Source organism: Candidatus Thermoplasmatota archaeon (genome assembly GCA_035540375.1).
In the GTDB taxonomy this organism is placed as follows: domain Archaea; phylum Thermoplasmatota; class SW-10-69-26; order JACQPN01; family JAJPHT01; genus DATLGO01.
Map to the genome: position 1 here is coordinate 15,908 of DATLGO010000058.1, position 21,904 is coordinate 37,811.

Consider the following 21,904-nt stretch of genomic DNA (forward strand, 5'->3'; position numbering starts at 1 on the left):
AGAATTCTCCGGAGTCGCGCAACCCGCGCGCGGAGAAGGAGACATCGACATGGACGTGAACCGCGCTCTCCGAAGCGCCACGCAGTCGGGCAAGGTCGGCCTCGGCGTCAACGAGACGCTCAAGGCCGTGACCGCGAAGCAGGCGAAGCTCATCGTGCTCTCGTCGAACGCGCCCTCCGAGGCCGTCGACCAGGTGACGAAGCTCGCGACGAAGAACAAGGTCCCGATCTACAAGTTCGCCGGCACGAACGCCGAGCTGGGCCCCGCGTGCGGCAAGCCCTTCTCGGTCTCGATGCTGAGCGTCCTCGAGGCCGGCGAGTCGGACGTCCTCGCGCTTGCGCGCGAGGGCTGATCCGCGACGGGGGCGCGACGCCCCCGATCATCCTTTCTTTCCTGGAGTCCTTTCCTTGGAGATCAAGCTCGACGCGGACACCCTCCGCCTCTTCACGCTCTTCGAGCGCGTGACCCGCGCCCGCCTCAAGGACCTCATGGACGAGCCCGACCGCGTCATCTTCGTCGTGGACGAGGGCTTCGTCGGCAAGGCCGTCGGCAAGGGCGCGGTCAACCTGAAGCGCCTGCGCGAGATGCTCAACAAGGAGGTCGAGATCTTCGGCTACGCGGCGGACAAGAAGCAGTTCATCGAGAACCTCTTCCACCGCCACAAGCTCGAAGAAGTGACGTTCGAGCAGCGGAGCGGGGTCGAGGTCGCCCGCGTGAAGGTCGACCCCGCCGCGAAGGGCAAGGTCATCGGCAAGGGCGGCCGCAACGTGCAGCTCGCGCGCCTCCTCGCGGACCGCCACCACGGCGTGCGAGACATCATCGTGGAGTAGGCCCAGGGCGATCGTCCTCGGTTCGACCGAGGCAGGCGCCGGGGCGGCCCGTGTCCATCTAAAGCCGGTCGTATTTCGCCGCGGACCCGCGCGCCTTCTCGACGGGATACTTCGCGCGGTTCGCCTCGAGCTTCGCGCGCGCGGCCTCGACGAGGTCGAACCCGCACCGGTCCGCGAGGAGGAGCAGGTAGAGGTACACGTCCGCGGCCTCGGCCGCGACGGCCGCGCGCCGGTCGGCCGGGACGTCCGGTTTCCACAGGAACTCCTCGAGGAGCTCCCCGGCCTCCACGGAGACGGCCGCCGCGAGGTCCTTCGGAGCGTGGAACTGTGCCCAATCCCGCTCGTCGACGAACGCGCGGAGGTCGCGGCGGAGGGCCTCGAGGGGATCGGCGGGCACGCCGGGGCATCGAGCCCGCCCGCCATAAGGCCACCGAGGGGACCGGGCCCGCGAAAGGTACATGCGCCGGCGTTCCCACTGCCGCGGCGGGAGGCCCACCTTGAACAGGACCGTCCTCGCTCTCGCGCTCGCCCTTGCGACCGTGCTCGCCGGCTGTCTCGGCCCCCGCATCGGGGCGGGGCGCGTCGACGACCTCGCGCCCGCCGAGGGCGTCGGGAACTTCACGCTCGTCCCCGACCGCTATGCGGTGTCGGGCTGCGATGAGATCGCGGGCGTCTTCCCGGTCCCCGCGGACTTCGCGGACAACATTCCGAAGGGGTTCAAGGTCGAGTCGCTGGACCCCGCCGACGCGACCGCGACGCTCATCGTGATCGGCTGGAAGTGCAAGTCCTCCGACGTCCCCGGCCAGAACGAGTCCGAGGGCGACGTCGGCATCCTGGGCGGTGTTCTCGTGACGCCCACGGCGGAATACAAGTCCGCGAACGCGACCATGCATTTCGTCCTCGTCGGCTACTCGACCGCGAACCCCGCGATCGCCGCGCTTCTCAAGGAATGGAACGTGAGCGCCCTCGAGCCCGCGAAGCGCACCGTCACCGACTTCCTCACGGGCGCGCCGGTGCGCAGCGGCCTCATCACGCTCGACGACGTCACCCTCACGACGCAGGCCACCGGCCGCGAAGCAGTCGACGACGGCGGCCTCTTCCGGTTCTTCCGCGCCGACCAGGGCGAAGTCGTCGCCGCGTTCGACCTCTCGTGGAACACGGCGCGGGCGCTCGTGGTCGGTCGCGGCCACATCGAGTTCGCGAACGGCCTCATCGGGAACGTCCCGCTGTTCTTCGAAGGCTTGGGCCTCCACATCTGGGGCCAGACCTACACCTACAACATCACGCGCGTCGACTTCGCGGACGCGACGAACGCGCCGGCCTCGAACGCGACGGCGACGCCCATCGCCGGTCCCCTCGCGCGCCTTGTTGCGGAGGGCCCGCTCGTCCGAACGGGTTGAGCGCGTTCACGCGTACGCCGCAAGCGACCGCTGACGGCCGGGCCTCAGCGCGTCCGCGAGGCGTTCCTCCGTCCATCCGAACGGGAGGAGGAGCGACGCGACGCCGCGCAGGACCGCGCGCTCGTAGAACGCGCGGTCGTACGCCTCGTCGCCCTTGAGGAGGCGCGCCTCGACGACGCGCCGCGTCGCGTCGCGCGAGGCGTTGTCGAGCACGACGTACCGCACGACGTCGCCCGGCGCGACGCGCACGCCCTTCTTCGCGAGGCCCGTGAGCGCGGCCTGCGCGAGCGTGCGGGCGCGGTAGTCCTCGAGGTCCTGCGCGACCGCGTTCACGAAGAGGAGGTCCGCGAGCGCGGCGTCGCCGCGCGCGGCGCGCGCCGCGACCTCGCCCGCCGCCTCGATCGCGGCCGGGATCCGCGCGCGGAACGAGGCCGCGTCCGTCGCGCCCGCGAGCGTCTCGAGCGCGCGCTCCTGCGCCTCGCGCACGAGGCGGGGCGTCGAGTGCTGGCGCAGCTCCACGCCGCGCGCCTTCACGGCGCCCTTCGCGATGTAGTCCACGGACTGCCCGGCCTGGCTGCGGGAGGGCTTGTCGGGGGGCGCGTCGAAGCATCCGTAGTAGCGGTTGAGCGCGCCCACCGCGGGCGCGTCCGCGGTCGCAAGGCCCGAGCGGTTCGGCAGGAACACGATCCAGTTGTAGCGGCCCTGGTACTCGAACGGGATGCCGATCTCGCGGTGGACGGCCTCCGAGAGCTTCTCCGCGTCCGCCCAAGGCTCGACGCGCTTGAGCCAGAGCGAGTCCACGATGCCGTGCAGGATCTCGAAGCCGTGGTCGCGCGCGACCTCGGTCGCGGTGAGGAGGATCTCGCGACCCCACGCGTTGATCGCCTCGTGGCACTCGATGCGCCCGAACTTCGCGTTCCGGTACCCCTGGTAGCCGAAGCTCGTGACGAGGCACCACTTGTACGCGTCGCTCACGGACTGGTACCGCGCGCGGTTCGCCGGATCCTCCTTGCGCAGGCGCTTGAAGCGCTCGCGCCGCGCGACGATGGGGCCGATCGTGCGCCCCACGAACCCGCTCCGCTTCGAGCAGACGTGGTAGCCGAGCTGCGGCACGACGAGCGGCGACGGCTCGCCCGCGCAGCATTCGCAGAGGATCGTCTCCGCGGAGAGGTTCTTCTTGATCATGATGTTGGGGAAGAGGCTCGCGAAGTCCAGCTCCACGACGTCCTCGTGCAGGCCCACCACAGGCTCGTAGATGTACGCGCCGCGGTCCGCGGCGAGGAGGTCGCGCGCGGTCTTGAACGCCTCCGGCGCGTTCTTCTTCCACGGGATCACGCGCCCCTCGCGCGCGGCGCGGTCGATCTGCACCGCGGTCACGGCCGTGCCCGCGCCGAGGCGCGCGAGGTCCTGGAGCGGGATGCCGCTCACGCGGGAGAGGTCCACGACGCCCGCAAGGCCCGCCTCGCGCAGGAAGAACGACGCGTGCCGGTCGAGGTGCAGCCGCCCCGCGAGCGCGCGCGAGGCCGGCTGGTACTTGATCTTCCCGTACGTGAAGTACGACCGCTCGCGGCGGCGCGGGGCGGGGTCGGCCTCGCGGCCGAGCTTGAAGCCGGCCACGTCCGCCACGCGCGCGCGGTGGGCCAGGTACGCGAGGAGGAACGCGTCGCCGCCTTCCGTGATCACGACGTCGGGGTCGCGCTCGGCGACCTCGCGCGCGAGCCACCGCAGGCGGTCGGCCTCGTCGCCCCCCGCGTACGTCTCGCCCGCGACGGTCACCGCGCGCACGGGGTCGTCGTGCGTCGGCGGCCGCCCGCGCGGCGCGTCCGGGTCCGCCGCGACGTCCGCGACGCGCAGGTCCGGGAACGGGTAGTCGACGCTCCACGGGTCGTCGCGCGGCGTGTAGCGGCCCGGGGCCCACACGCGCAGGCCCGCGAAGGGGAAGAGCCGTTTCGCGATGAAGTAGCGCTGGCTCATGCGCAGGTCGACGTCGAAGAGCTCGAAGCGCTTGTGCTCGCCGCGTCCGTCCACCATCGCCGCGAGGCGATGCACCTGGTCGTGGTCCGGGACGGGAATTTCGAGGAGGCGCGAGGAGGCGAACTCGAGGCCGCACGTGCGCTCGACGAACGCGAGCGGCCCGAGGGCGGGGAGGCTCGCCTCGAGCGCGCGCTTGAGGTCCGCAAGGTCCGCCTCGGCGCCGCGCACGTAGAAGCGCGGCGTGAACGGCTCGCGGAACGCGTGGACGCGACCCTCCCGGTCCTTGACCCAGAGCACCATCGCCCGCTTCCCGGGGTCCGGGTGCGCGTCCAGCACGAAGCCGTCCACGGCGACGATCGGCGCCTCCGGGGGAAAACCCTGGCCGGGGGGGTGGGGCGAAGGTGGCTGACGAAGCAGGCGAACGATCATGTATCCGTCTGCCTCCTGACAAGTCGGGAGGCCTATGATCCGCTCCACGTCCGTCCTTGTCGCCGCAGGTTTCGCATCGATGGCCGTTTTCGCCCCGTTCGCCCTCGCCGCCGGCATCGGCGAGATGCGGGTCGAGGCTTTTGAGACCAACCGCGCTGAGCTCGACGCCCAGGGCCAGTTGAACTGCGTGGTCGAAGCCTTCCAGGGACCCACCCCGTCTCCCGCATGTCCGCTCGAACTCCGCCGGTCCTCGCCGGGGGTTCTGACGCCGGACGCGGAAGTGACTGGGATCCGCATCCTCGACGCGTTCTTCGCAAGCGACGGGCTTCCGGACTCGCCGCCCGCCACCCTTCACGCAGACGGGAGCAACGTGGGGTATTCGGTCTCGTCAATGCAGCGCTTCTCGACCGAGCGCGGAACGGGCGGGGCTGTTCCCGCCGTGATCCATCCGGGCCGCGGATGGTGGACCGCGTGGTACGGCGTGTGGGAGGACAAGAACCGCGACGGGGTGCTCGACGTGCGCATCCACGTCTATCCGGGCGCGACCGGAAACCGCCAGAGCGCGGCTCCCGACAACGAGATGCTCGGCATCCCGCACGTGCCCATCGCAGCGTTCGTGGAACCCGGGAACCATCCGACGCAGGATGCGGCCGTCATGCCTTCCGAGGACGAGGCTGATTTCACGTACAACACGAACACGCCGGGCGCGACCGGGTCCGACGCCATCGAACGACGCGGTTTCGTCAGCACCAACACCTACGCCTTCTTTTACGACGGTAGCATCCTCCGCACGTTCGTCGTGACGACGGTCGCGAACGGAACATTCGTGCCGCAAATGGACGGCCTCCCATATTTCTGCGATATCGGGCGATGCCTCGCCGACATCGACCGCTATCCGGCGGTCGCGCCCGCGCCCGTCGCTAGCCTCTACGGCGCAATCGCCGCGCCATTCGTCGACGCGCTTCCGCCGCCCGCGGTGAACCTCCTCTGCCCCAACAACTGCTGGGTGCCCCCCCTACCCCTTTCGCCCGAGGGCCAGCGCGCGGCCGGGCCCGCCCTCGGCGCGCTCTTCGCGGAGTATCCCCAGGAAACGTCCACAGACGCCTCGGGTCCGCACGCGTCGAGCGCGTCGGGCCGGTTGAGCGCGTTCCAGGACGGTTACCGCGGGTGGCTGGATCTCATCCCGAGCTACTTCATCCCCGCCGGCTCGCAGACGCACAAGCCCATGGTCGGAGTATCTCCCGGAAGCGATCAGGCCCACATGCCGGGCTGGCTGAACATCGAGATCTTCACGGGCGCCTGGAAGGATCTCAACCGGGACGGCTACATCGGCACCGCCTCGACGCCGGATCCGCACGAATACGGCAACCGGCCCCTCGCGGACGATTACGGTCGCTCGCGGGGCGAGTTCAGGCCGCACTATGCCATCAACGAGAACGGCGCGTTGAAAGGCCTCCTCTGCGTGTTCTTCACGCCCGACCGCGATTGGGGTCCCGCCGGGGTCGTGATCGGGACAACCGTGGGCGTTCCCTCCGTCGGCACGCGATATTCGGCGCGCACCAACCCCTGCGACCCGTCGCTCCAGAACCGCGAACAGGTCGATCGCGACACCTCGGTCTGGCACGTCACCGGAAACCGCCCATTCGGCCTCTACGTGGATCCCAACCCAGCGATGGAGGGTCACTACTGGAGTTCGTTCTCGCGGACAGTGTTCTTCCCGCAGGGGACTGCGGGCATCCCGTTCAGGATGTGCACGGAGCGCGCCTCGATCGATTATGTCGACGACGGAGCTCCGGCTCGCGATGAGGTCTGGGACTGCGACCACGTCGCGTCCCTCGTCTGATCATCCCCCGAGCGCCGCGAAGATCGGGTGGTCCGCGAGGGCCTCGAACGCGGGCTCCGTTTGCGCCCGCGCCCCCGTCGCGGGGTCGAGACCCGCGGCGAGCTGGAGGCGCGCGAGCGCGTCCGCCGTCGCGCCGCGCATCGCGAGGTGGCGCGCGTGGTGGTAGAGGGCCCACGCGTCGGGCGGCGTCGCGGCGGCGGCGCGCGCGACGGCTTCGGCCGCCTCGTCCGCGCGCCCCACGCCTTCGAGCGCGAGGCCCCGCGAAAGGTGCGCGACGGCGAGGTCGGGCGCGAGCGCGAGGGCGGCGTCGAACCATCGTAGCGCGGTCGCGAAGTCGCGCTCGACGGCCGCGGCGCGGCCGCGCGCGAGGAACGACGCGGCGTCGGCGGTGGACGCGGGCGCCGGGGTCGGAGCGCGGCGCCGCGCGAGGACCGCGACGGCGGCGCCCGCCGGCACGGTGAGCGCGACCGCGAGCGCGACGAGGCCGAGATCGATCCCGTGCCCCGATCCCGCCGGTGCGACGAGGGCCGCGTCGCGCCGGTCCGCGGACGCGACGGGGCCGCCCGCGAGCCGTCCCCCGACAGCCTCGAAGCGCGTCGACCCCGTCGCGTCGGTCAGCGTGAAGACGTCGCCGCGCGCCTCGACCGCGGCGCGACCGTCGAGGACGAGACGGCCGTCCGCGATTTCGATGCGCGCCCACGTCCACCGCTCGACGGAGGAGAGCGGCGTGGGGGCGGCCCAGGTCACGCCGGTCTTGACGGCCCGCGTCTCGCCCGCGTTCGCGAGGTTGAACTCGACGTCCCAGACATAGACCGCGAAGGTCCCCTCGACGACGTGGCGGCCCTCCCGGGCGTCGAGCACGACGTGGTCGCTTCCCACGTCCGACGAGAAGGCGTCGCGGGGCAGCTCGCGCCATGCGCCGTGGCGCGGTGTCACGTCTGCGGCGCTCGAGAATCGCGGCTCGCCCTCGCCTTCGAAGGCGTATCGGTACGGCGCCGCGTTCGCGAGGCGCTCGACCGCAAGGACGACGCCGCCGCCCATGCGGTCCGCGACGCCGCGCGCGGAGGCGAACGTGAAGGCGGCGTCGCTGCGACGGATTTCGTGCGAGCCCAGGTCGAGGTCGCCGATGCGGGCGGTCTCGACGCGATCGAGATTGTGGATGCGGACCGCCACCATGGCGCCTTCGAGAAGAAGCCTCGCGCTCGGCGGCGGAAGGTCCTCGCGTGGCGCGAGGAAGACGAGCGCGGGTTCGGAGTCGTACCGGGAGTCGCCGGCGCCCATAGCCGTTGGGCTCGCGAGGAGCAGGCCCGCGAGCGCGAGCGCGTACGCTGGAGTGTTCATGCCAACCTCACCCTTTGCCTCGCCAGCCAGACGAGGCGTTCAGGTTGGACGCGCGTGGCGAGGGGATAAGAATTCCTGGGACGGCCCAGGTACCCGGCCCCGCGCGGGTCAATCGCGCGGCTCGACCGAGAACCGGTCGGCGCCCGTCGGGAGGAGGCCGGCCTCCGCCGCGCGGCGGGCGAAGGCGCGGAGGGCTTCGAGGCCGTCGTCGCCCATGTCGAGGGTGCGCGCGTTCACGTACATCGCGACGAATCGGTCCGTCTCCTCGCGGTCGAGGCCGCGACCGAAGGACCGCGCGTGCCGGAGCGCGTCGGCGCGGTGGGCGAGGCCCGCCTCGATCGAGGCCTTGAGGACGCGGCTTGCCGGCGCGAGCGCGTCGCCGAGCGCACGCTTCGCGGCGACGACGCCGAGCGGGAGGGGGAGGCCCGTCTCGTCGCGCCACCAGGCGCCGAGGTCGAGGACCTTCGCGAGGCCCTCCTTCGCGAAGGTGAGCTGGCCCTCGTGGATGACGAGGCCGAGGTCCGCTTCCTGGTCGCGGACCGCGTCGAGGATCGCGTCGAACGGACGCGTGACGGTCCGGAGGCCGGGCTTCGCGAGCGCGAGCGCGACGGCGGCCGTGGTCGAGGGTCCGGGGATCGCGACGAGACCCTTCCAGTCGACGGGCGCGCCGGCGCGCGCGACGACGATGGGCCCGTAGCCTTCGCCGAACGAGGCGCCGTGGCGCAGAAGCGTGTAGCGCTCCGCGACGCGCAGGAACGTGGCGGCGGAAAGGGCGCTCACGTCGGGCCCCGCGCCCGCGAGCGCCTCCTGGTTGAGCGTCGCGATGTCGCGCGCCGCGACGGAGACGGCGACGGCCGGGTCGGCGACGCGCCCGGTCGCGAGCGCCCACGCCATGAACGCGTCGTCGGGGTCGGGGCTGTGCGCGAACGAGACGGCCCGGGCCACGGCGACGCAACGTCCGGACCCGCCTTGAAGGTCCCGGAATCGTCCGCGCCGAGAAAGGCTATTTGGGGCCGACCGGGCTTCGCGGAGCGTGGCCGGCCCCCGGGACCTCCGCGCGTTCATCGACACCCTCGAAGCCGAGGGCGAGCTCGTCCGCGTCCGCGCGGAAGTGGACCCCGTCCTCGAGATGACGGAGGTGTACGACCGCGTCGTGAAGCGCGGCGGGCCCGCGCTCCTTTTCGAGCGCCCCAAGGGGTCCGGGATCCCCGTGCTCCTGAACGCCCTCGGCACCGACCGCCGCATGGCGCTCGCGCTCGGGCGCGCGCCCGAGGAGATCGGCGTCGAGGCCGCCTCGCTCCTCAAGCCCAGGCCGCCGCGCTCGCTCGGCGAAGCCTGGAGATTCGCGATGAAGTACAAAGGCCTCCTCCGCGTGCCGCCGAAGCGCGTGCGCCGCGCGGCGTGCCAGGAGGTCGTGCTCACGGGCGACGCGGTGGACCTCGCGCGCCTCCCGATCCAGCAGTGCTGGCCCGAGGACGCGGGACGCTTCGTCACGCTCCCGCTCGTGTTCACGAGGGACCCCGAGACGGGCGAGCGCAACATCGGCATGTACCGCATGCAGGTGTTCGACAGGAATACGACCGGGATGCACTGGCAGACCCACAAGCACGGCCGCATGCACCTCGACAAGGCGCGCGCGATGGGCCTCGACCGCCTTCCCGTCTCGGTCGCGCTCGGCGGCGACCCGGCGCTCATCTACGCGGCGACGGCGCCGCTTCCGCCCGGGATCGACGAGCTGCTCCTTGCGGGCTTCATCCGCAAGCGCCGCACGGAGATCGTGAAGTGCGTCACGAACGACCTCGAGGTCCCTGCCTCCGCGGAAATCGTGCTCGAAGGCCACGTCGACGTGAACGAGCCCTTCCGCCGCGAAGGCCCGTTCGGCGACCACACGGGATTCTACTCGCTCGCGGACGACTTCCCCGCATTCCACGTCACGGCGATCACGATGCGCAAGGACGCGATCTATCCGTCCACCGTCGTCGGCGTGCCGCCGCACGAGGACGCCGCGATCGGCCGCGCGACCGAGCGCATGTTCCTGCACCTCCTGCGTTTCCAGATCCCGGAGCTCGTCGACATGCGCATGCCGGTGGCGGGCGGGTTCCACAACCTCATGCTCGTCTCGGTGAAGAAGGCCTACCCGGGCCACGCCCGCAAGGCCATGATGTCGCTTTGGGGCGCGGGCATGATCGCGCTCGAGAAGGTGCTCGTCGTCTACGACGGCGACGAGGACATCTCGGACGCGCGCGCCGCCCTCCTGCGCGCCGTCGCGCGCCTCGACCCCGCCCGCGATCTGCTCGTGCTCGACCAGATGCCGACGGACACGCTCGACCACGCCTCGCCCTTCCCCGACCTCGGGTCGCATCTCGGCCTCGACGCGACGCGGCCCGTGGGCGCGGAGGCGCCGCGGGCGCCGCAAAGCGCGGGCGAGCCCGCCTCAGGGGCGCGCGTCCGCGCGACGCTTCCCGGGGCCGTCGCCGTCCACCGGCCCGGGCCGGGACTCCTCCTCGTCGCGGTGCGCAAGGAGAAGGCCGGCGCCGCGCGCGCGGCGCTCGACCGGCTCTGGGACGCGGGTGTCGCGACGGACGACCTCGTCGTCGTGCTCGACGCGGACGTGCCCGTCGAGAACGAGTACCTCGCGCTCTTCCACGCGCTCGCGAACCTCGACCCCGCGCGCGACCTCGTTCTCCGGCGCGACGGCGCCGGCGCGCGGGGCGACCGGCCCCGCGTGGGCCTCGACGCGACGCGCAAGCGGCCCGAGGAGGGCGGCCGCGACCCGTGGCCTGGCCTCGTCGTGATGGACGACGCGACGAAGGCGAAGGTCACCGCGCGGTGGAGCGCGTACGGCCTCCCGGAGCGCTTCCGCGACCCGGTCTGATCACGCTTCCCACGTCTCGAGCGCGAGCTCGACGGGCTCGTACGCGGCGAGCGCGAGCGCGGCCTCGAGCCAACCCGCGGACGCGAGGAGGTCGCGCGCCTGGGGCTCGCCCTCAAGCGCGGGCGTCGCCTCCGCGAGCCGCGTCATGAGGTCGGGGGTCGCGGCGAGCGCGAGGCGCGCCGTCGCCGCGTCGGGGCCCGCGGCCTCGCCGACGAACGACCACGCGGGTCCTCCGTCCTTCGCGAGGCGCCGGACCTCGCCGAGGCTCGTCTCGACGAAGAGGTGGATGGGCCCCTCCGGGGACCGGAAGGAGCCGCGCGCCGCGACGTCGACGCACGTCGCCGACACCTGGACGCCCTCGGCCGCGTCGAGGTGGAGGTCGCCCTGGATGCGGACGTGGCGGTCGAAGGCCTCGGGGTCGAGCGCGCCCATGGTCCTCGTTCTCGCACGCCCTGACGTGAACCTTTCGACCCCGGCCCGGGGGAGGTTTCAAGGGACGGACCGGCCTCCCCTGGCCGTGGCCGTTCTCCCCGCCGCGAGCGCCCGGACACGGACGTCCCTGGGAACGATCCTCGAGTTCGTCAAGATCGAGCACTCGCTCTTCGCGCTTCCGTTCGTGCTTGCGGGCATGGTGGTCGGCCTCGTCGCCGTCGGACGGCCCCTCGAAGCCTCCTGGGAGAACGCGCGCCTCCTCGCGCTCGTCCTCGCGGCCGCCGTCTCCGCCCGGACGCTCGCGATGACGCTCAACCGCATCCTCGACCGCGCAATCGACGCGGCGAACCCTCGCACCGCCTCGCGCGCGCTCGCCTCCGGCGCGATGGGCCTCTCGACGGCGTGGACGCTCGCGGCCGCGTCGCTCGCGGTCCTCGCGGTCTCGGCCGCGCTCCTCAACCCCCTCTGCCTCGCGCTCGCGCCGCTCCTCGTCGGCCTCTTCTTCGCCTACCCGTACGCGAAGCGCCATACGTGGGCCTGCCATTTCGTCCTCGGCCTCGCCTTCTTCTCGGCGCCCGGCGGGGGCTTCCTCGCGGTGACCGGGAGCTTCGACGCCACGTGGCTCGGCGTCTTCTTCGGGTTCGCCGCCTTCTTCTGGGTCGCGGGCTTCGACGTCGTCTACGCGCTCCTCGACGTCGAGCACGACCGGGCTCACGGCATCCGCAGCATCCCCGCGCGCTTCGGGGTCGCGGGCGCGCGCGCGTGGGCGAGGGCGCTGCACGCGCTCACGGTCCTCGCGCTTGCCGGAGCCGGCCTCGTGCTCGCGCTCGCGTGGCCGTACTGGGTCGCGGTCGCGCTCGTCGCGGGCCTTCTCGCGTACGAGCACCTCATCGCGGATCCGAAGGACCCCGTCGCGCTCAACAAGGCGTTCTTCAACGTGAACGCCGGGATCGGCTGGATCGTCCTCGCGGGCCTCCTTCTCGGGCTTTAGAGGATGGGCCACGCGACGATGTCGCGATCCTCGCACCTGAAGCACGAGCGGATCGAATCCGGATCGGGCGGCGGCACGGGCGTCCAGGCCGACCCGCACGCGCGGCATTCGAAGCGATACATCGGGCGCGGGCCGGGAGCGGTCGTGCTTCAGGCCTCTGGAACGGGCGGCGAAGGTTCGCCGCTCACCGTCCGCCGAGCGTCACGCGGGCGGGCCGGCCCCGGTTCCCGACCGCGCCGAGGTGCACCGCGAGGCGGTCGCCCGGGGGAACGGGCCGCTCGTCCTCGGTCGGCGCGTCGAAGCGCTTGAGGATCTCGTAGTACGTGTTGCGCTGCGCGGGGACGTAGCCCGCATCGCGGATCGCGCGCCGGCACGCGGCCGGGTTCATGCCGAAGAGCGTGCCCGCGGCGCTGATCACGTTCTCCTCCATGAGGATCCCGCCCCAGTCGTCCGCGCCGCACGCGAGGGCGACCTCGGCGACCTTCGGGCCTTCCGTGACCCACCCGCTCTGGACGTGCGCGATGTTGTCGAGGTAGAGGCGCGAGAGCGCGATCACGCGCAGATACTCGTCCGCGGTCGCGGTCGGGTGCTTGAGCGCGGTGGACCCGTCGGATTGGAACGTCCACGGGATGAACGCCGTGAAGCCCTTCGTCTCGTCCTGGAGGGCGCGCACGCGCCGCCAGTGCTCGATGCGGTCCTCGAGCGCCTCGCCCATGCCGAACATCATGGTCGCGGTCGTGGGCATCCCGAGGCGGTGCGCCGTGCGGTGGATGTCGATGTAGACGTCCGCGGGCGACTTGAGCGGGGAAACCCGCGCGCGCACCCGGTCCGAGAGGATCTCCATCCCTCCGCCCGGAAGCGAGCGCATGCCCGCGGCCTTGAGGCGGCGGAGGACCTCCTCGTGCGTGATGCCTTCCGTCTTCGCGAAGAAGTCGATCTCCGTCGCGGTGAGGCTGTGGAGGTCCACCGTCGGGAAGCGCGCCTTCACGGCGCGGAAGACGTCCTCGACGTAGCCGAGCGCGGCCTTCTCGTTGAGGCCGCCCTGCAGGAGCACCTGCGTGCCGCCGAGCGCCACGAGGGGCTCGACCTTCGCGAGGATCTCGTCGATCGAGAGGACGTAGGCGTCCTTGTCCTTCTCGGTGCGGTAGAACGCGCAGAAGCTGCAGAACGCGTTGCAGACGTTCGTGTAGTTGATGTTGCGGTCGCAGACGTACGTGACGACGCGCGGGTCCGTCACGCGCTCGCGCGCGGCGTTCGCGGCGCGGGCGAGCACGTGGAAGGGGGCGCGCCACGCCTCCGCGGCCTCCGCGTCGGTGAGCCGCCGCTCGCCGCGCGCGACCTCGCCGAGCACGCGCGCGATCGCCGTCACGGCGCGGCCTCCGGGACGACGACGCGCGGCGGGCGAGGGATCGCGCCGATCGCGTGCGCGCGCTCGAAGAACGCGGCGAGGCCCGCGGATTCCTTCGCGCCGAGGTCGTAGCGCAGGTCGCGGAAGTACGCGCTGAGAAAGGCGCGCGAGTAGGCGAACTGGAGGTCGCGTCGCGCGGCCTCGACGATCGCGAAGCGGTTCGCGTCGCCCCACGCCTTCGAGGCGACGAGCGCGTCGCGCACCTCGCGGAAGGCGGCGGGATTCGCCTCGGCCCACGATCGGCGCGCGCACCAGAGGCCGAACACCATGGGCGTTCCCGTGAGCGCGGTCCAGGCGTCGCCGAGGTCCGTCCGCCCGAGGTGCGGGTAGGCGAGCGCGGCGCGGAGGGCCTGGTCGCCGATGAGGAGCGCGCCCTCGACCGACACGCCAATCTCCTCCGGGTCGACCGTCGTCTGGAACGGCGTCGCGTCGACCTTGAGCGACTCGCGAAGGAGGATGCGCAGGAGCACCTCGCTCGTCGCGGACTCGTCGGTGACGGCGATGCGGCCTCCGCGGAGCGTCTCGCGGCTTCCGCGGTAGACGAGGTTCACGGAGTGCACGAAGCCCGTGCTGTTGATCGAGAGGCCGGGAAGAAGCACGAGGTCGTCCGCGTGGCGCGCGTAATGCACGCTCGAAACGCTCGCGACGTCCACGGCGCCTTCGACGAGCGCGCGGTTGAGCGCCGCGGGCGGGCCCCGCACGAGCTCGAGTCCCACGGGTCGCGGAACGTGGCCCGCCACGAGCGCGTGGTACACGGGCCGCGAGTTCAGGAAGTCGATCATGCCGAGGCGCGTCACGCGACCGCCTCCTCGCGGCGGATCGTCCGGTACGAACCATAGGCGTAGACGGGCTCGAAGCCGGCCTCGCGGATGTAGCGCGGGACGTCCGAGTTCCTGACGAGCGCCCACGTGCGCGCGCCGGCCGCGTCGAGGATGCGCTCCTCGAACGCGGAGCCGCCGATGTCGTCGACGCCCCAGTTCAACGCGACCTGCGCCATCGGCTTCCCGATCGTGATCCACGGGAGCTTGACGTGGTCGACGTTGTCGAGGTAGAGGCGCGCGATCGCGACCATGCGCAGGTCGTCGAACGCGGTCGACCCCGGCGCGCCCGTCTTCGCGTGGAGCGCCGTGTTCTCGGGATTCCACCGGAGCGCGGTGAAGGCGCGGAAGCCGCCCGTCTTGTCCTGCAGCTCGCGGATGCGGCGAAGGTGGTCGATGCGCTCCGCGGGCGTCTCGACGTGGCCGTAGAGGATGGAGACGTTCGTGGGGATCCCGAGACGGTGCGCCGTCTCGTGGACCTCGAGGAAGCGGTCGCCCGCGATCTTCGTCGCCATCATGCGCTTGCGCGCCTCCGGGTGGAAGACCTCCGCGCCGCCGCCGGGGATCGAATCGAGGCCCGCCGCGACGAGGCGCTTCAGCGTCGCCTCGATCGAAAGCTTCTCGAGCTTCGCGAGGAAGTCGACCTCCACGCCCGTCATGCCCTGGATCTCGACCTCGGGCGCGACGCGCTTGAGCGCGCGGAACATGGCCTCGAGGTATTCGAGGTCGCACTCGGGCGTCATGCCGCCCACGACGTGGAACTCGGTGATGCCGGCCTCGACGGCCGCGCGCGCCTTCGCCTCGATGTCCGAAAGCGAGAGCACGTAGGCGCCCTTCTCGCCGGGCTTGCGGTAGAACGCGCAGAAGCCGCAGTCCGCGGCGCACACGTTCGTGTGGTTGAGGTTGAGGTCGTCGCGGTAGTAGACGCGGTCGCCGTGCCGCGCGCGACGGACGCGGTCCGCGAGCGCGCCGAGGGCGAGGACGTCGCGCTCCGCAAAGAGGGCCTCGGCCTCGTCGTCCGGGAGGCGCTCGCGGCGCTCGAGGCGCCGCGCCGCCTGGTCGAGGGCCTGGCTCATGGGCACGCGGAAGGGAACGGCCGCCTTAAGCCTTGCCGACCGCGATCCACGGAATTCCGGGGGTCAGCCGTCGAAGGGCACGAGGACCGCCTCGCGGTCGCCCGCGACGGTGATGGTCCCGGGGGCGGCGACGGGCGGCGCCTCGCGGTCCGCGAGGCGCTTCGTGGGGCGGCCGAGGAGGGCCCGGTACGGGTCGCCCCGCACGACGAAGGCGGCGGCGACGTTGAGGACGACGAGCAGGATGACGAACCAGAGGACCTCCGGCTTCTTCCCGACGACGTGCAGGCTGAAGGCGAGGACGTCCACGTTCGTGTGGAGGATGATGGCGGGGACGAGGCCGAGCCGCAGCGTCACCCACGCCATCGCGAGGCCGAAGACGAAAGGCCCGACGACGTGGCTGATCGTTCCGTACCCGGCGTGGACGAGGCCGAAGAACGCGGCCTGGAGCGTCACGGCGAGTCCGAGCGGCATCCAGCGCGCAAGCGCGTTCATGAGGATGCCGCGGAACACGAACTCCTCGGTGAGGCCCGCGGCGAGCGCGAGGACGAGGATGAGGGGCGGCGTGAGGTTCTCGAACACCCGCGTCTCGTCGCCCTGGTCGACGCCCTTGAGCGCGTTCAGCACCACCATGAGGGAGCCGATGTAGGCGACGAGAAGGACGAGGAAGAGGGCGAGGCCGTTCGCGGTGTCGTGGACCGCGCCGAAGCGCCACCGGAGGCCCTGCTCGCGAAGCGCCGCGCCCCACGCCGCGAGGCTCGCCCGGGCGTCGCGCGTCTGCACGAACGGGAACCGGTTCGCGACGAGGAGGAGGCCGAGGGCGGGGATGACGAGGTAGTCGACATAGTGCCGCCACGCGCTCGCCCAGAGGACTTGCTCGGGGATGGGCTGGAGGACCGTGTACCGGAAGAGGAGGTCGATCGTCTCGTAGACGTTGAGCGCCATCCGGATGAAGGGCGAGAGCACGAGCGCGAGGCCGACGGCCTGGCTCCAGCGCCATTCCCTGCGCCAGCCGAGGAAGAGCGGGAGGAACCCGCCGATCCACGCGAGCGTGACGAGCGCCGCCTGATATTGCCAGTAGGTGAGGTCGGGCGTGCGCGCTCACCCGTCGCCGCGGATCGCCCGGATGACGGGCGCGAGGTCGCCCTTGTTCCCGTAGACGCTCGACCCGGCGACGAGCGCGGTCGCCCCCGCCTTGCGGGCAAGCGGCGCGTTTTCGGCCGTGACGCCGCCGTCCACCTCGAGCTCGGCGCCGCTCCCGGCGCGATCGAGCAGGGCGCGGGCGCGCTCGATCTTCGGGAGCATGGAGGCGATGAACTTCTGGCCCCCGAACCCCGGATTCACGGTCATGACGAGGAGGAGGTCGAGATCGCCGACCACGTCCTCGACCGTCGAGAGGCTCGTGGACGGGTTGAGCGCGACGCCCGCCTTGCAGCCGAGGTCGTGGATCATCTGGATCGTGCGGTGGAGGTGCGGGCAGGCCTCCTGGTGCACGGTGATGATCTGGGCCCCCGCCTTCGCGAAGTCCGCGAGGTAGCGCTCGGGCTCGAGGATCATGAGGTGGACGTCGAACGGCTTCGCGGTCGCCTTCCGGACCGCGGCCATGACGGGGGCCCCGAACGAGATGTTCGGCACGAAGCGGCCGTCCATGACGTCGACGTGGATCCAGTCCGCGCCGCCCGCGTCCGCGCGCCGGACGTCCTCGGCGAGGCGTCCGAAGTCGGCGGCGAGGATCGACGGGGCGACCTTGACCGGGCGTGGGGCCGGGGTCATCGACCCGGCCATCGCCCGTCCGCTAGTTATGGCTTCGCCCCTTGCGCGGCGCGCGGCGGCCGTACGACGCCGCGCGGGCCCGGAGGCTCAGTTCGAAGACTCGCGCGGCAGGAACAGGACGTTGAGGTACGCCTCCGCGGAGACGCCTTCGTCCGTGTGGATCCGCTCGCCCGTGTCGAGGACGACCGCGCCCGCGTGCGCGAGCACGTTCATGAACTGCTTGACGTCCTTCGTCGGAACGGTGATGGTGGTCGAGAATCCCATGCTTCTCCCGCTCGGCCGATGCGACCGCGGCGAGGATAAGCGGATGGGTTAGTTCACGTGTTCGGGACGGGAACTCACGACTGGAACACGCGCAGGGCGCGCTCCGCCACGGCCTGGTAGTCGCGTCCCTCGTTCTCGCCGAAGTCCTTGAAGTACTTCTGGAGGGCGATCTCGACGGTGTCGCTGATGCTCTGGCCCTTGAGAACCTTGAGCGTGTGGAGCTTGATGTGGTAGTCCACGGGGATCTTCACCTTGATCTCCTTGGCGTCCACGATGCGGCCCGCATCGCCCTGTTCCAGTTCAGTCATTGCCTACCCTTCCCTTGTTCCCCATCCGCGAAGCGGTTGGGGACCGTTCTATAACATCGTGGCTATTTGGACGTTCTCATTCACCCCAAGATTTGACCTGTTGTAACTGAGAGGACGGGTCTTGTTCCAGTTCTCAACGGCCTCCAGGGGAGACTTGAATATGTGTCACCCGCGTGGGGAGAGAAGGTATAAATTCTGGACCTACCAAGCCGGGAACATGGCGGAGGTCGGCCCGAAGGTCATGCGGGGCCTTCTCGAGGCGTTCGTCCTCGACAGCCTGTCCTCCGCCCCGAAGCACGGGTATGCCCTCCTCAAGGAGATGGAGGAGATCTTCGGCGAGGAGCCGAACCGCAACCGCATCTACCCGCTTCTCCAAAGGCTCGAAAGCGAGGGCCTCGTGCGCGCGGTCGAGGACCCGGAGGACACGCGCGGCCGCACGCGGTACGAGATCACCGAGCTCGGCGTCGAGGCGCTCGGCGAGTACCGGCGCATGCCGCGCCCGTTCCGCGACGCGCTCGGTCGCCTCTGGAGCGTGGCTCCGCCGCCGGAAGCTGCCCCGCCCGTTCAGGCCGCGCCCGCGTCCACGCCGTCGACCGCGTCGCTTCCGACCGCGCCGCCCGCGACCGCGGTCCCCGCCGCCTCCGCCGCGCGCGTCGCCGTCGACGGCCCGCCGCCCGCGGGGGCCCCCTACCCTTGCGCGACCGCGCGCGTCGCCGTCGAGCGCGAACCCCGGACGGGGCGCCTCGCGCTCGTCCTCACCGGGTGCCCCATGGGCGCCTACGACTACTGCCCCTTGTGTCCCGTCTACAAGGGCGCGAAGGCGCTCGACGCGCTCGCGCTTGGCGCCGACGGCCGCTGACGGTTCGCGCGCCGCGCCCCGGGGCATCGTTCCTCCTGACCTCGGAAGACCCAGGCCTGCCGAACCATCGTTTCACGACGCGCCCGACAGCCTTTTAGTGCGGCCTCCCGGTAGCGCGTCCGTGAGGTCGACCCGCCGCGGCCGTCTTGTCGCGATGCTCGTCTTCTCCGTCGTCGCCGTCGGCTTCCTCGCCTCGCCCGCGCTCGGGGCCCTCAACGCCTCGAAGGCGTTCCGCGACCCCGCGGGCGAAGTCTCGGACGCGCAGTGCTACGGCCACCACCGCGAGGAGGGCTTCCGCAGCATGGACCTCGTCCCCGAGCCCCTCATCGAGGTGCCCGCGGGCGGCGTCTTCACCTTCAACATCACGCTCGTCAACCCCTGGCTGCACACGCTGCTCGAGCCGCGCGCGCTCGTGAACGTGAGCCGCGCCGAGGGCATCTCCTTCCTCGGCGAGAAGGACCCCGTCATCCACCGCATCCCGGGCGTCGTCGCGGCCGACCCCCAACGCGTCACCGAGAAGACATTCCCCCTGGAGGTCGAGGAGAACGCGACCGAGATCACCCTCGCGGTCGTCGGCGAGCCGGGCGCCCTCTCGAACAACAACTTCTTCGTCGGGATCAAGACGCCCGACGGGGCCGTCATCGATTCGCCCGGCGCGCGCAAGCTCAAGGGTCAGGGCCCGACGACGACCGCGACGCGCGGCAACACGCACGACGCGCTGAAGCTCACCCAGGCCGACGTGCTTGCGGGCGGCACGGGGTCGTGGACCGCGGTCGTGTACTTCCGCGGCCTTCCCCCGGAGGGCAAGTTCGATCTGACGACGGGCGTCTACTACAACGCGAGCCGCGTCCCGATGCAGGTCGTGAAAGGGCCGAGCGAGATTCCGCCCGGGGGGTCCGCGACCTTCCGGTTCCAGCTCAAGGCCTCGAACGCGACCTCGACCGTGAACCTCATCTACGGCGGCATGGGCGTCGCGCACAACCTCCACAGCGACCCCAACGCGGAAGATTACGGGAACTTCACGAAGTGGGACACGCTCACCTTCGCGATCGGCAAGGAGCGCCTCGTCGGCACCCAGGTGAGGATCGGCGTCACGCGCGACGCCGGACCCGTGCTCCGCTCCTGGGGCCAGGCCCTCGGCTTCGCGGGCTCCATCCTCCTCATTCCGGCGCTCGTCTTCGGCGGCACCTTCGGGCCTGGAAGCGTCTCCGTCTTCAACCGCGTCCTCGGCCCCCGCCGTCGCGTCCTCTGGCACAACGCGACGAGCTTCAGCCTCCTCGGCGTCGCCTCCATCCACATGCTGCTCTTCCTCGTCGAGCAGTTCTGGAACTGGAGCCATGGCGCCCTCTGGGGCGGCCTCGCGCTCGCCGCGATGATCGGCCTCGGCGTCACGGGCGCGATGCAGAAGTCGTTCGTCGCGCGATGGGGCTTCGAGCGCTGGCGCTACGTGCACTTCGCGCTCGGCGTCGCCGTCGTCGTGTTCGTGCTCGCGCACCTCGTGCTCGACGGCACGCACTTCGCGGGCATCCGCGAGATGTTCGGGGTGAGCGGCGCGAACTGACGCGAACCACATCGACACCTTGAAGGCGGACTCCGTTCGTCCCTGAGGTGGGATGCACATGCGAGCGGAGACTTTCGTCCGCCACCTTGGGGACTCGGGCGCCACCGTCGAGCGCCTCGCCGACGGGGACCTTCTCGTGACCGAGTCCGGCCGGCGCGTCGCCGTCCGCCTCCTCGACGCCCCCATCACCGCCACCGCCGTCGTCGACGCCTACGTGCGCGCCCTCTCCACGGGCGTCGCGCCCGGCCTCGCCGGGGCCATCCAGGGCGACGCCCGCCGCTGGGCCGACCGCTTCGGCGTGCGCCTCTTCGATATTCCCGAGGAACCGGTCGAGGCCTTTGACCTCTCGCCCCTCGGCGCCGCCGCCCGCGCCGCGGCCGCGCTCGACGCGGCCCTCGCCGCGAACGTCGCCGTGCACCCGGCGGAGGAGTTCACGATCGAGCCCGCGGACCTGCCCGAGCCCATCCCGCTTTTTGCCGCGGTCGAGCCCATGCCGCTCCTCGCGCCCGTCCCGGACGCGGCCGAAGCCGCGCCGGCGCCGATGCCGGAGCTCATCCCGGAGCCCGCGTTCGAGACGCCTGCCGTTCTCGAGGCCGCGGAGCCCTTCACGCTCGTCTCGGAAGCTGTCTTCGACGCGCCCCCGGCCGTCGCGGCCGCGCCCGTCGACGCCGTCGCCGCGCTCGGCGACCTCGTGCACACGACCCCCTGGGAGGAGGTCGCCGACGCCGCGCTCGCGGGCGTCGCGGCGGCGGACGACGTCGCCGACGACGACGCGGACGCGCCCGCGCCCACGCTCGCCGAGGTCCTCTTCGAGACGGGCGCCGCGCCCGTCCTCGAAGCGCTGCCCGACTTCCCCGACCGCGCGTTCGACCCCGCCGAGACGCTCGCGCTCGTCGAAGCGCTCGAGGCCGGCGAGCCGCCCGTCGCGCTCGCCCCGCTCGGAATGGACGCGCCCGCGGTCGGCGCCACCGAGCCCGAAACGGTTCCCGCGCCCGTGGCGCCCGAACCCCGCGTCGCGGCCGCGCCCGTCGCCGTCGCCTTTGAGCCCGACGACGCCGCGATCGCGACGCTTCTCGGCGAGGCCGCGCCGCCCGCGCGCCCCGCCGCGCCGCCGCCCGCCTACGACGCGCTCGTCGCGCTCGTCGGCGAGGCGCGCCTCCCGCCGCGCCGCGTGCGCGCGCTCGCGGCCGCGCCCGACGTCGTCCTTGCGCTTTTCGGCGAAGCGAAGCGCCCGCAGCCCGGGCCGCGCTTCGCGAGCGAGCCCGCCGCGCTCGTCGCGCTCCTCGGGGCCGCGTCGCCGCCCCCGCGCGCCCGCCCGCCGCCCGCGCCGGAGGCGCTCGTCGCGCTCTACGGCGCCGCGAAGCCCGCGCTCGCGACGCCGCGCGTGCGCTTCCCGGAACCCGCGGCCGAGACGCTCGTCACCCTCCTCGGCCCCGCGCGCCGACCCCACCCGGTGCGCCGCGTCCAGTTCCCCGCCGCGCGCGCCGAGCGCCTCGGCGACCTCTTCGGCGAAGCGACGCCGCCCGAGACGCGCTGGACCCTCCCGTGGGCCCCGCGCCCGTCGCTTCCCTGGGACGCGCCGCGCGCGGCCGTCCTTGTTGCGGCCGGGTCCGGCGCAACCGAGACGGCGCCCACGGCGGAGCGCTTCTGGGCGAGCGTCGCCCGCGGCGCGCCGCCCACGGAGTGGCTTGCGGGCTTCAAGCCACGGCCGCAGGTTTAACGAGA

At 72.0% G+C, this 21,904-nt stretch carries 22 protein-coding genes; 9 read left to right on the top strand and 13 right to left on the bottom strand.

Annotated features, from left to right (window positions below):
• Positions 1–49 precede the first annotated feature (49 nt).
• Both VM889_07100 and VM889_07105 read left to right on the top strand, forming a co-directional pair.
• On the top strand, positions 50–352 hold the full coding sequence (locus VM889_07100) for a 50S ribosomal protein L30e (protein HVL48305.1): 303 nt from the start codon (positions 50–52) through the stop codon (positions 350–352).
• A gap of 55 nt (positions 353–407) precedes the next feature.
• Positions 408–830: a NusA-like transcription termination signal-binding factor gene (locus VM889_07105; GenBank protein HVL48306.1), complete on the top strand. Its 423-nt coding sequence runs from the start codon at positions 408–410 to the stop codon at positions 828–830.
• A gap of 58 nt (positions 831–888) precedes the next feature.
• Here VM889_07105 and VM889_07110 read toward each other — a convergent pair whose 3' ends face one another.
• Positions 889–1,227, bottom strand: a complete 339-nt coding sequence (locus VM889_07110; GenBank protein HVL48307.1) for a nucleotide pyrophosphohydrolase — start codon at positions 1,225–1,227, stop codon at positions 889–891.
• Between the two features lie 100 nt (positions 1,228–1,327).
• Here VM889_07110 and VM889_07115 point away from each other — a divergent pair, with 100 nt between their 5' ends.
• Positions 1,328–2,230 carry a hypothetical protein gene (locus tag VM889_07115; protein ID HVL48308.1) on the top strand — a complete coding sequence of 301 codons (903 nt, stop codon included), beginning with the start codon at positions 1,328–1,330 and terminating at the stop codon, positions 2,228–2,230.
• A gap of 6 nt (positions 2,231–2,236) precedes the next feature.
• Here the strand turns inward: VM889_07115 and VM889_07120 are convergent, their stop codons facing one another.
• Positions 2,237–4,552: a DNA polymerase domain-containing protein gene (locus tag VM889_07120; GenBank protein HVL48309.1), complete on the bottom strand. Its 2,316-nt coding sequence runs from the start codon at positions 4,550–4,552 to the stop codon at positions 2,237–2,239.
• A gap of 160 nt (positions 4,553–4,712) precedes the next feature.
• Here VM889_07120 and VM889_07125 point away from each other — a divergent pair, with 160 nt between their 5' ends.
• Complete coding sequence (locus VM889_07125) at positions 4,713–6,476, top strand: hypothetical protein (protein ID HVL48310.1); 1,764 nt, start codon at positions 4,713–4,715, stop codon at positions 6,474–6,476.
• Here the strand turns inward: VM889_07125 and VM889_07130 are convergent, their stop codons facing one another.
• Positions 6,477–7,817 carry a hypothetical protein gene (locus VM889_07130; protein HVL48311.1) on the bottom strand — a complete coding sequence of 447 codons (1,341 nt, stop codon included), beginning with the start codon at positions 7,815–7,817 and terminating at the stop codon, positions 6,477–6,479. It abuts the gene before it with no gap.
• A gap of 108 nt (positions 7,818–7,925) precedes the next feature.
• Entirely contained in the window at positions 7,926–8,762 is an 837-nt protein-coding gene (locus tag VM889_07135) for an MqnA/MqnD/SBP family protein (protein HVL48312.1), read from the bottom strand.
• An 88-nt stretch (positions 8,763–8,850) separates the two neighbouring features.
• Here VM889_07135 and VM889_07140 point away from each other — a divergent pair, with 88 nt between their 5' ends.
• A complete protein-coding gene (locus VM889_07140; protein HVL48313.1) occupies positions 8,851–10,692 on the top strand; it encodes a menaquinone biosynthesis decarboxylase in 1,842 nt (613 codons plus the stop codon).
• On the opposite strand, the gene VM889_07145 is transcribed toward VM889_07140, so the two are convergent.
• Positions 10,693–11,124: a hypothetical protein gene (locus tag VM889_07145; protein HVL48314.1), complete on the bottom strand. Its 432-nt coding sequence runs from the start codon at positions 11,122–11,124 to the stop codon at positions 10,693–10,695.
• A gap of 85 nt (positions 11,125–11,209) precedes the next feature.
• On the opposite strand from VM889_07145, the gene VM889_07150 reads away from it, so the two are divergent.
• Complete coding sequence (locus tag VM889_07150) at positions 11,210–12,115, top strand: UbiA-like polyprenyltransferase (GenBank protein HVL48315.1); 906 nt, start codon at positions 11,210–11,212, stop codon at positions 12,113–12,115.
• Here VM889_07150 and VM889_07155 read toward each other — a convergent pair.
• From VM889_07155 to VM889_07190, 8 genes are all read right to left on the bottom strand, one after another.
• Entirely contained in the window at positions 12,112–12,237 is a 126-nt protein-coding gene (locus VM889_07155; GenBank protein ID HVL48316.1) for a hypothetical protein, read from the bottom strand. The genes VM889_07150 and VM889_07155 overlap by 4 nt on opposite strands.
• A gap of 62 nt (positions 12,238–12,299) precedes the next feature.
• Positions 12,300–13,484, bottom strand: a complete 1,185-nt coding sequence (mqnC, locus tag VM889_07160; protein HVL48317.1) for a cyclic dehypoxanthinyl futalosine synthase — start codon at positions 13,482–13,484, stop codon at positions 12,300–12,302.
• Complete coding sequence (locus VM889_07165; GenBank protein ID HVL48318.1) at positions 13,481–14,320, bottom strand: menaquinone biosynthesis protein; 840 nt, start codon at positions 14,318–14,320, stop codon at positions 13,481–13,483. Before VM889_07165 ends, mqnC begins: the two co-directional genes overlap by 4 nt.
• Entirely contained in the window at positions 14,317–15,417 is a 1,101-nt protein-coding gene (locus tag VM889_07170) for a CofH family radical SAM protein (GenBank protein HVL48319.1), read from the bottom strand. The genes VM889_07165 and VM889_07170 overlap by 4 nt, the downstream gene beginning before the upstream one ends.
• 63 nt (positions 15,418–15,480) lie before the next feature.
• Entirely contained in the window at positions 15,481–16,380 is a 900-nt protein-coding gene (locus tag VM889_07175; GenBank protein HVL48320.1) for a CPBP family intramembrane glutamic endopeptidase, read from the bottom strand.
• A gap of 135 nt (positions 16,381–16,515) precedes the next feature.
• Entirely contained in the window at positions 16,516–17,187 is a 672-nt protein-coding gene (gene rpe, locus VM889_07180) for a ribulose-phosphate 3-epimerase (GenBank protein HVL48321.1), read from the bottom strand.
• Positions 17,188–17,274: 87 nt separating this feature from the next.
• Complete coding sequence (locus VM889_07185) at positions 17,275–17,451, bottom strand: hypothetical protein (GenBank protein HVL48322.1); 177 nt, start codon at positions 17,449–17,451, stop codon at positions 17,275–17,277.
• Between the two features lie 74 nt (positions 17,452–17,525).
• Complete coding sequence (locus tag VM889_07190) at positions 17,526–17,759, bottom strand: hypothetical protein (GenBank protein HVL48323.1); 234 nt, start codon at positions 17,757–17,759, stop codon at positions 17,526–17,528.
• Positions 17,760–17,976: 217 nt separating this feature from the next.
• Between VM889_07190 and VM889_07195 the strand changes: the two genes are divergently transcribed.
• The 3 genes from VM889_07195 to VM889_07205 all read left to right on the top strand — a co-directional run bounded on the left by VM889_07195 (position 17,977) and on the right by VM889_07205 (position 21,899).
• Entirely contained in the window at positions 17,977–18,618 is a 642-nt protein-coding gene (locus VM889_07195) for a PadR family transcriptional regulator (protein HVL48324.1), read from the top strand.
• Positions 18,619–18,739: 121 nt separating this feature from the next.
• On the top strand, positions 18,740–20,179 hold the full coding sequence (locus tag VM889_07200) for a ferric reductase-like transmembrane domain-containing protein (GenBank protein HVL48325.1): 1,440 nt from the start codon (positions 18,740–18,742) through the stop codon (positions 20,177–20,179).
• Between the two features lie 58 nt (positions 20,180–20,237).
• Complete coding sequence (locus VM889_07205; protein ID HVL48326.1) at positions 20,238–21,899, top strand: hypothetical protein; 1,662 nt, start codon at positions 20,238–20,240, stop codon at positions 21,897–21,899.
• Positions 21,900–21,904: the final 5 nt, after the last annotated feature.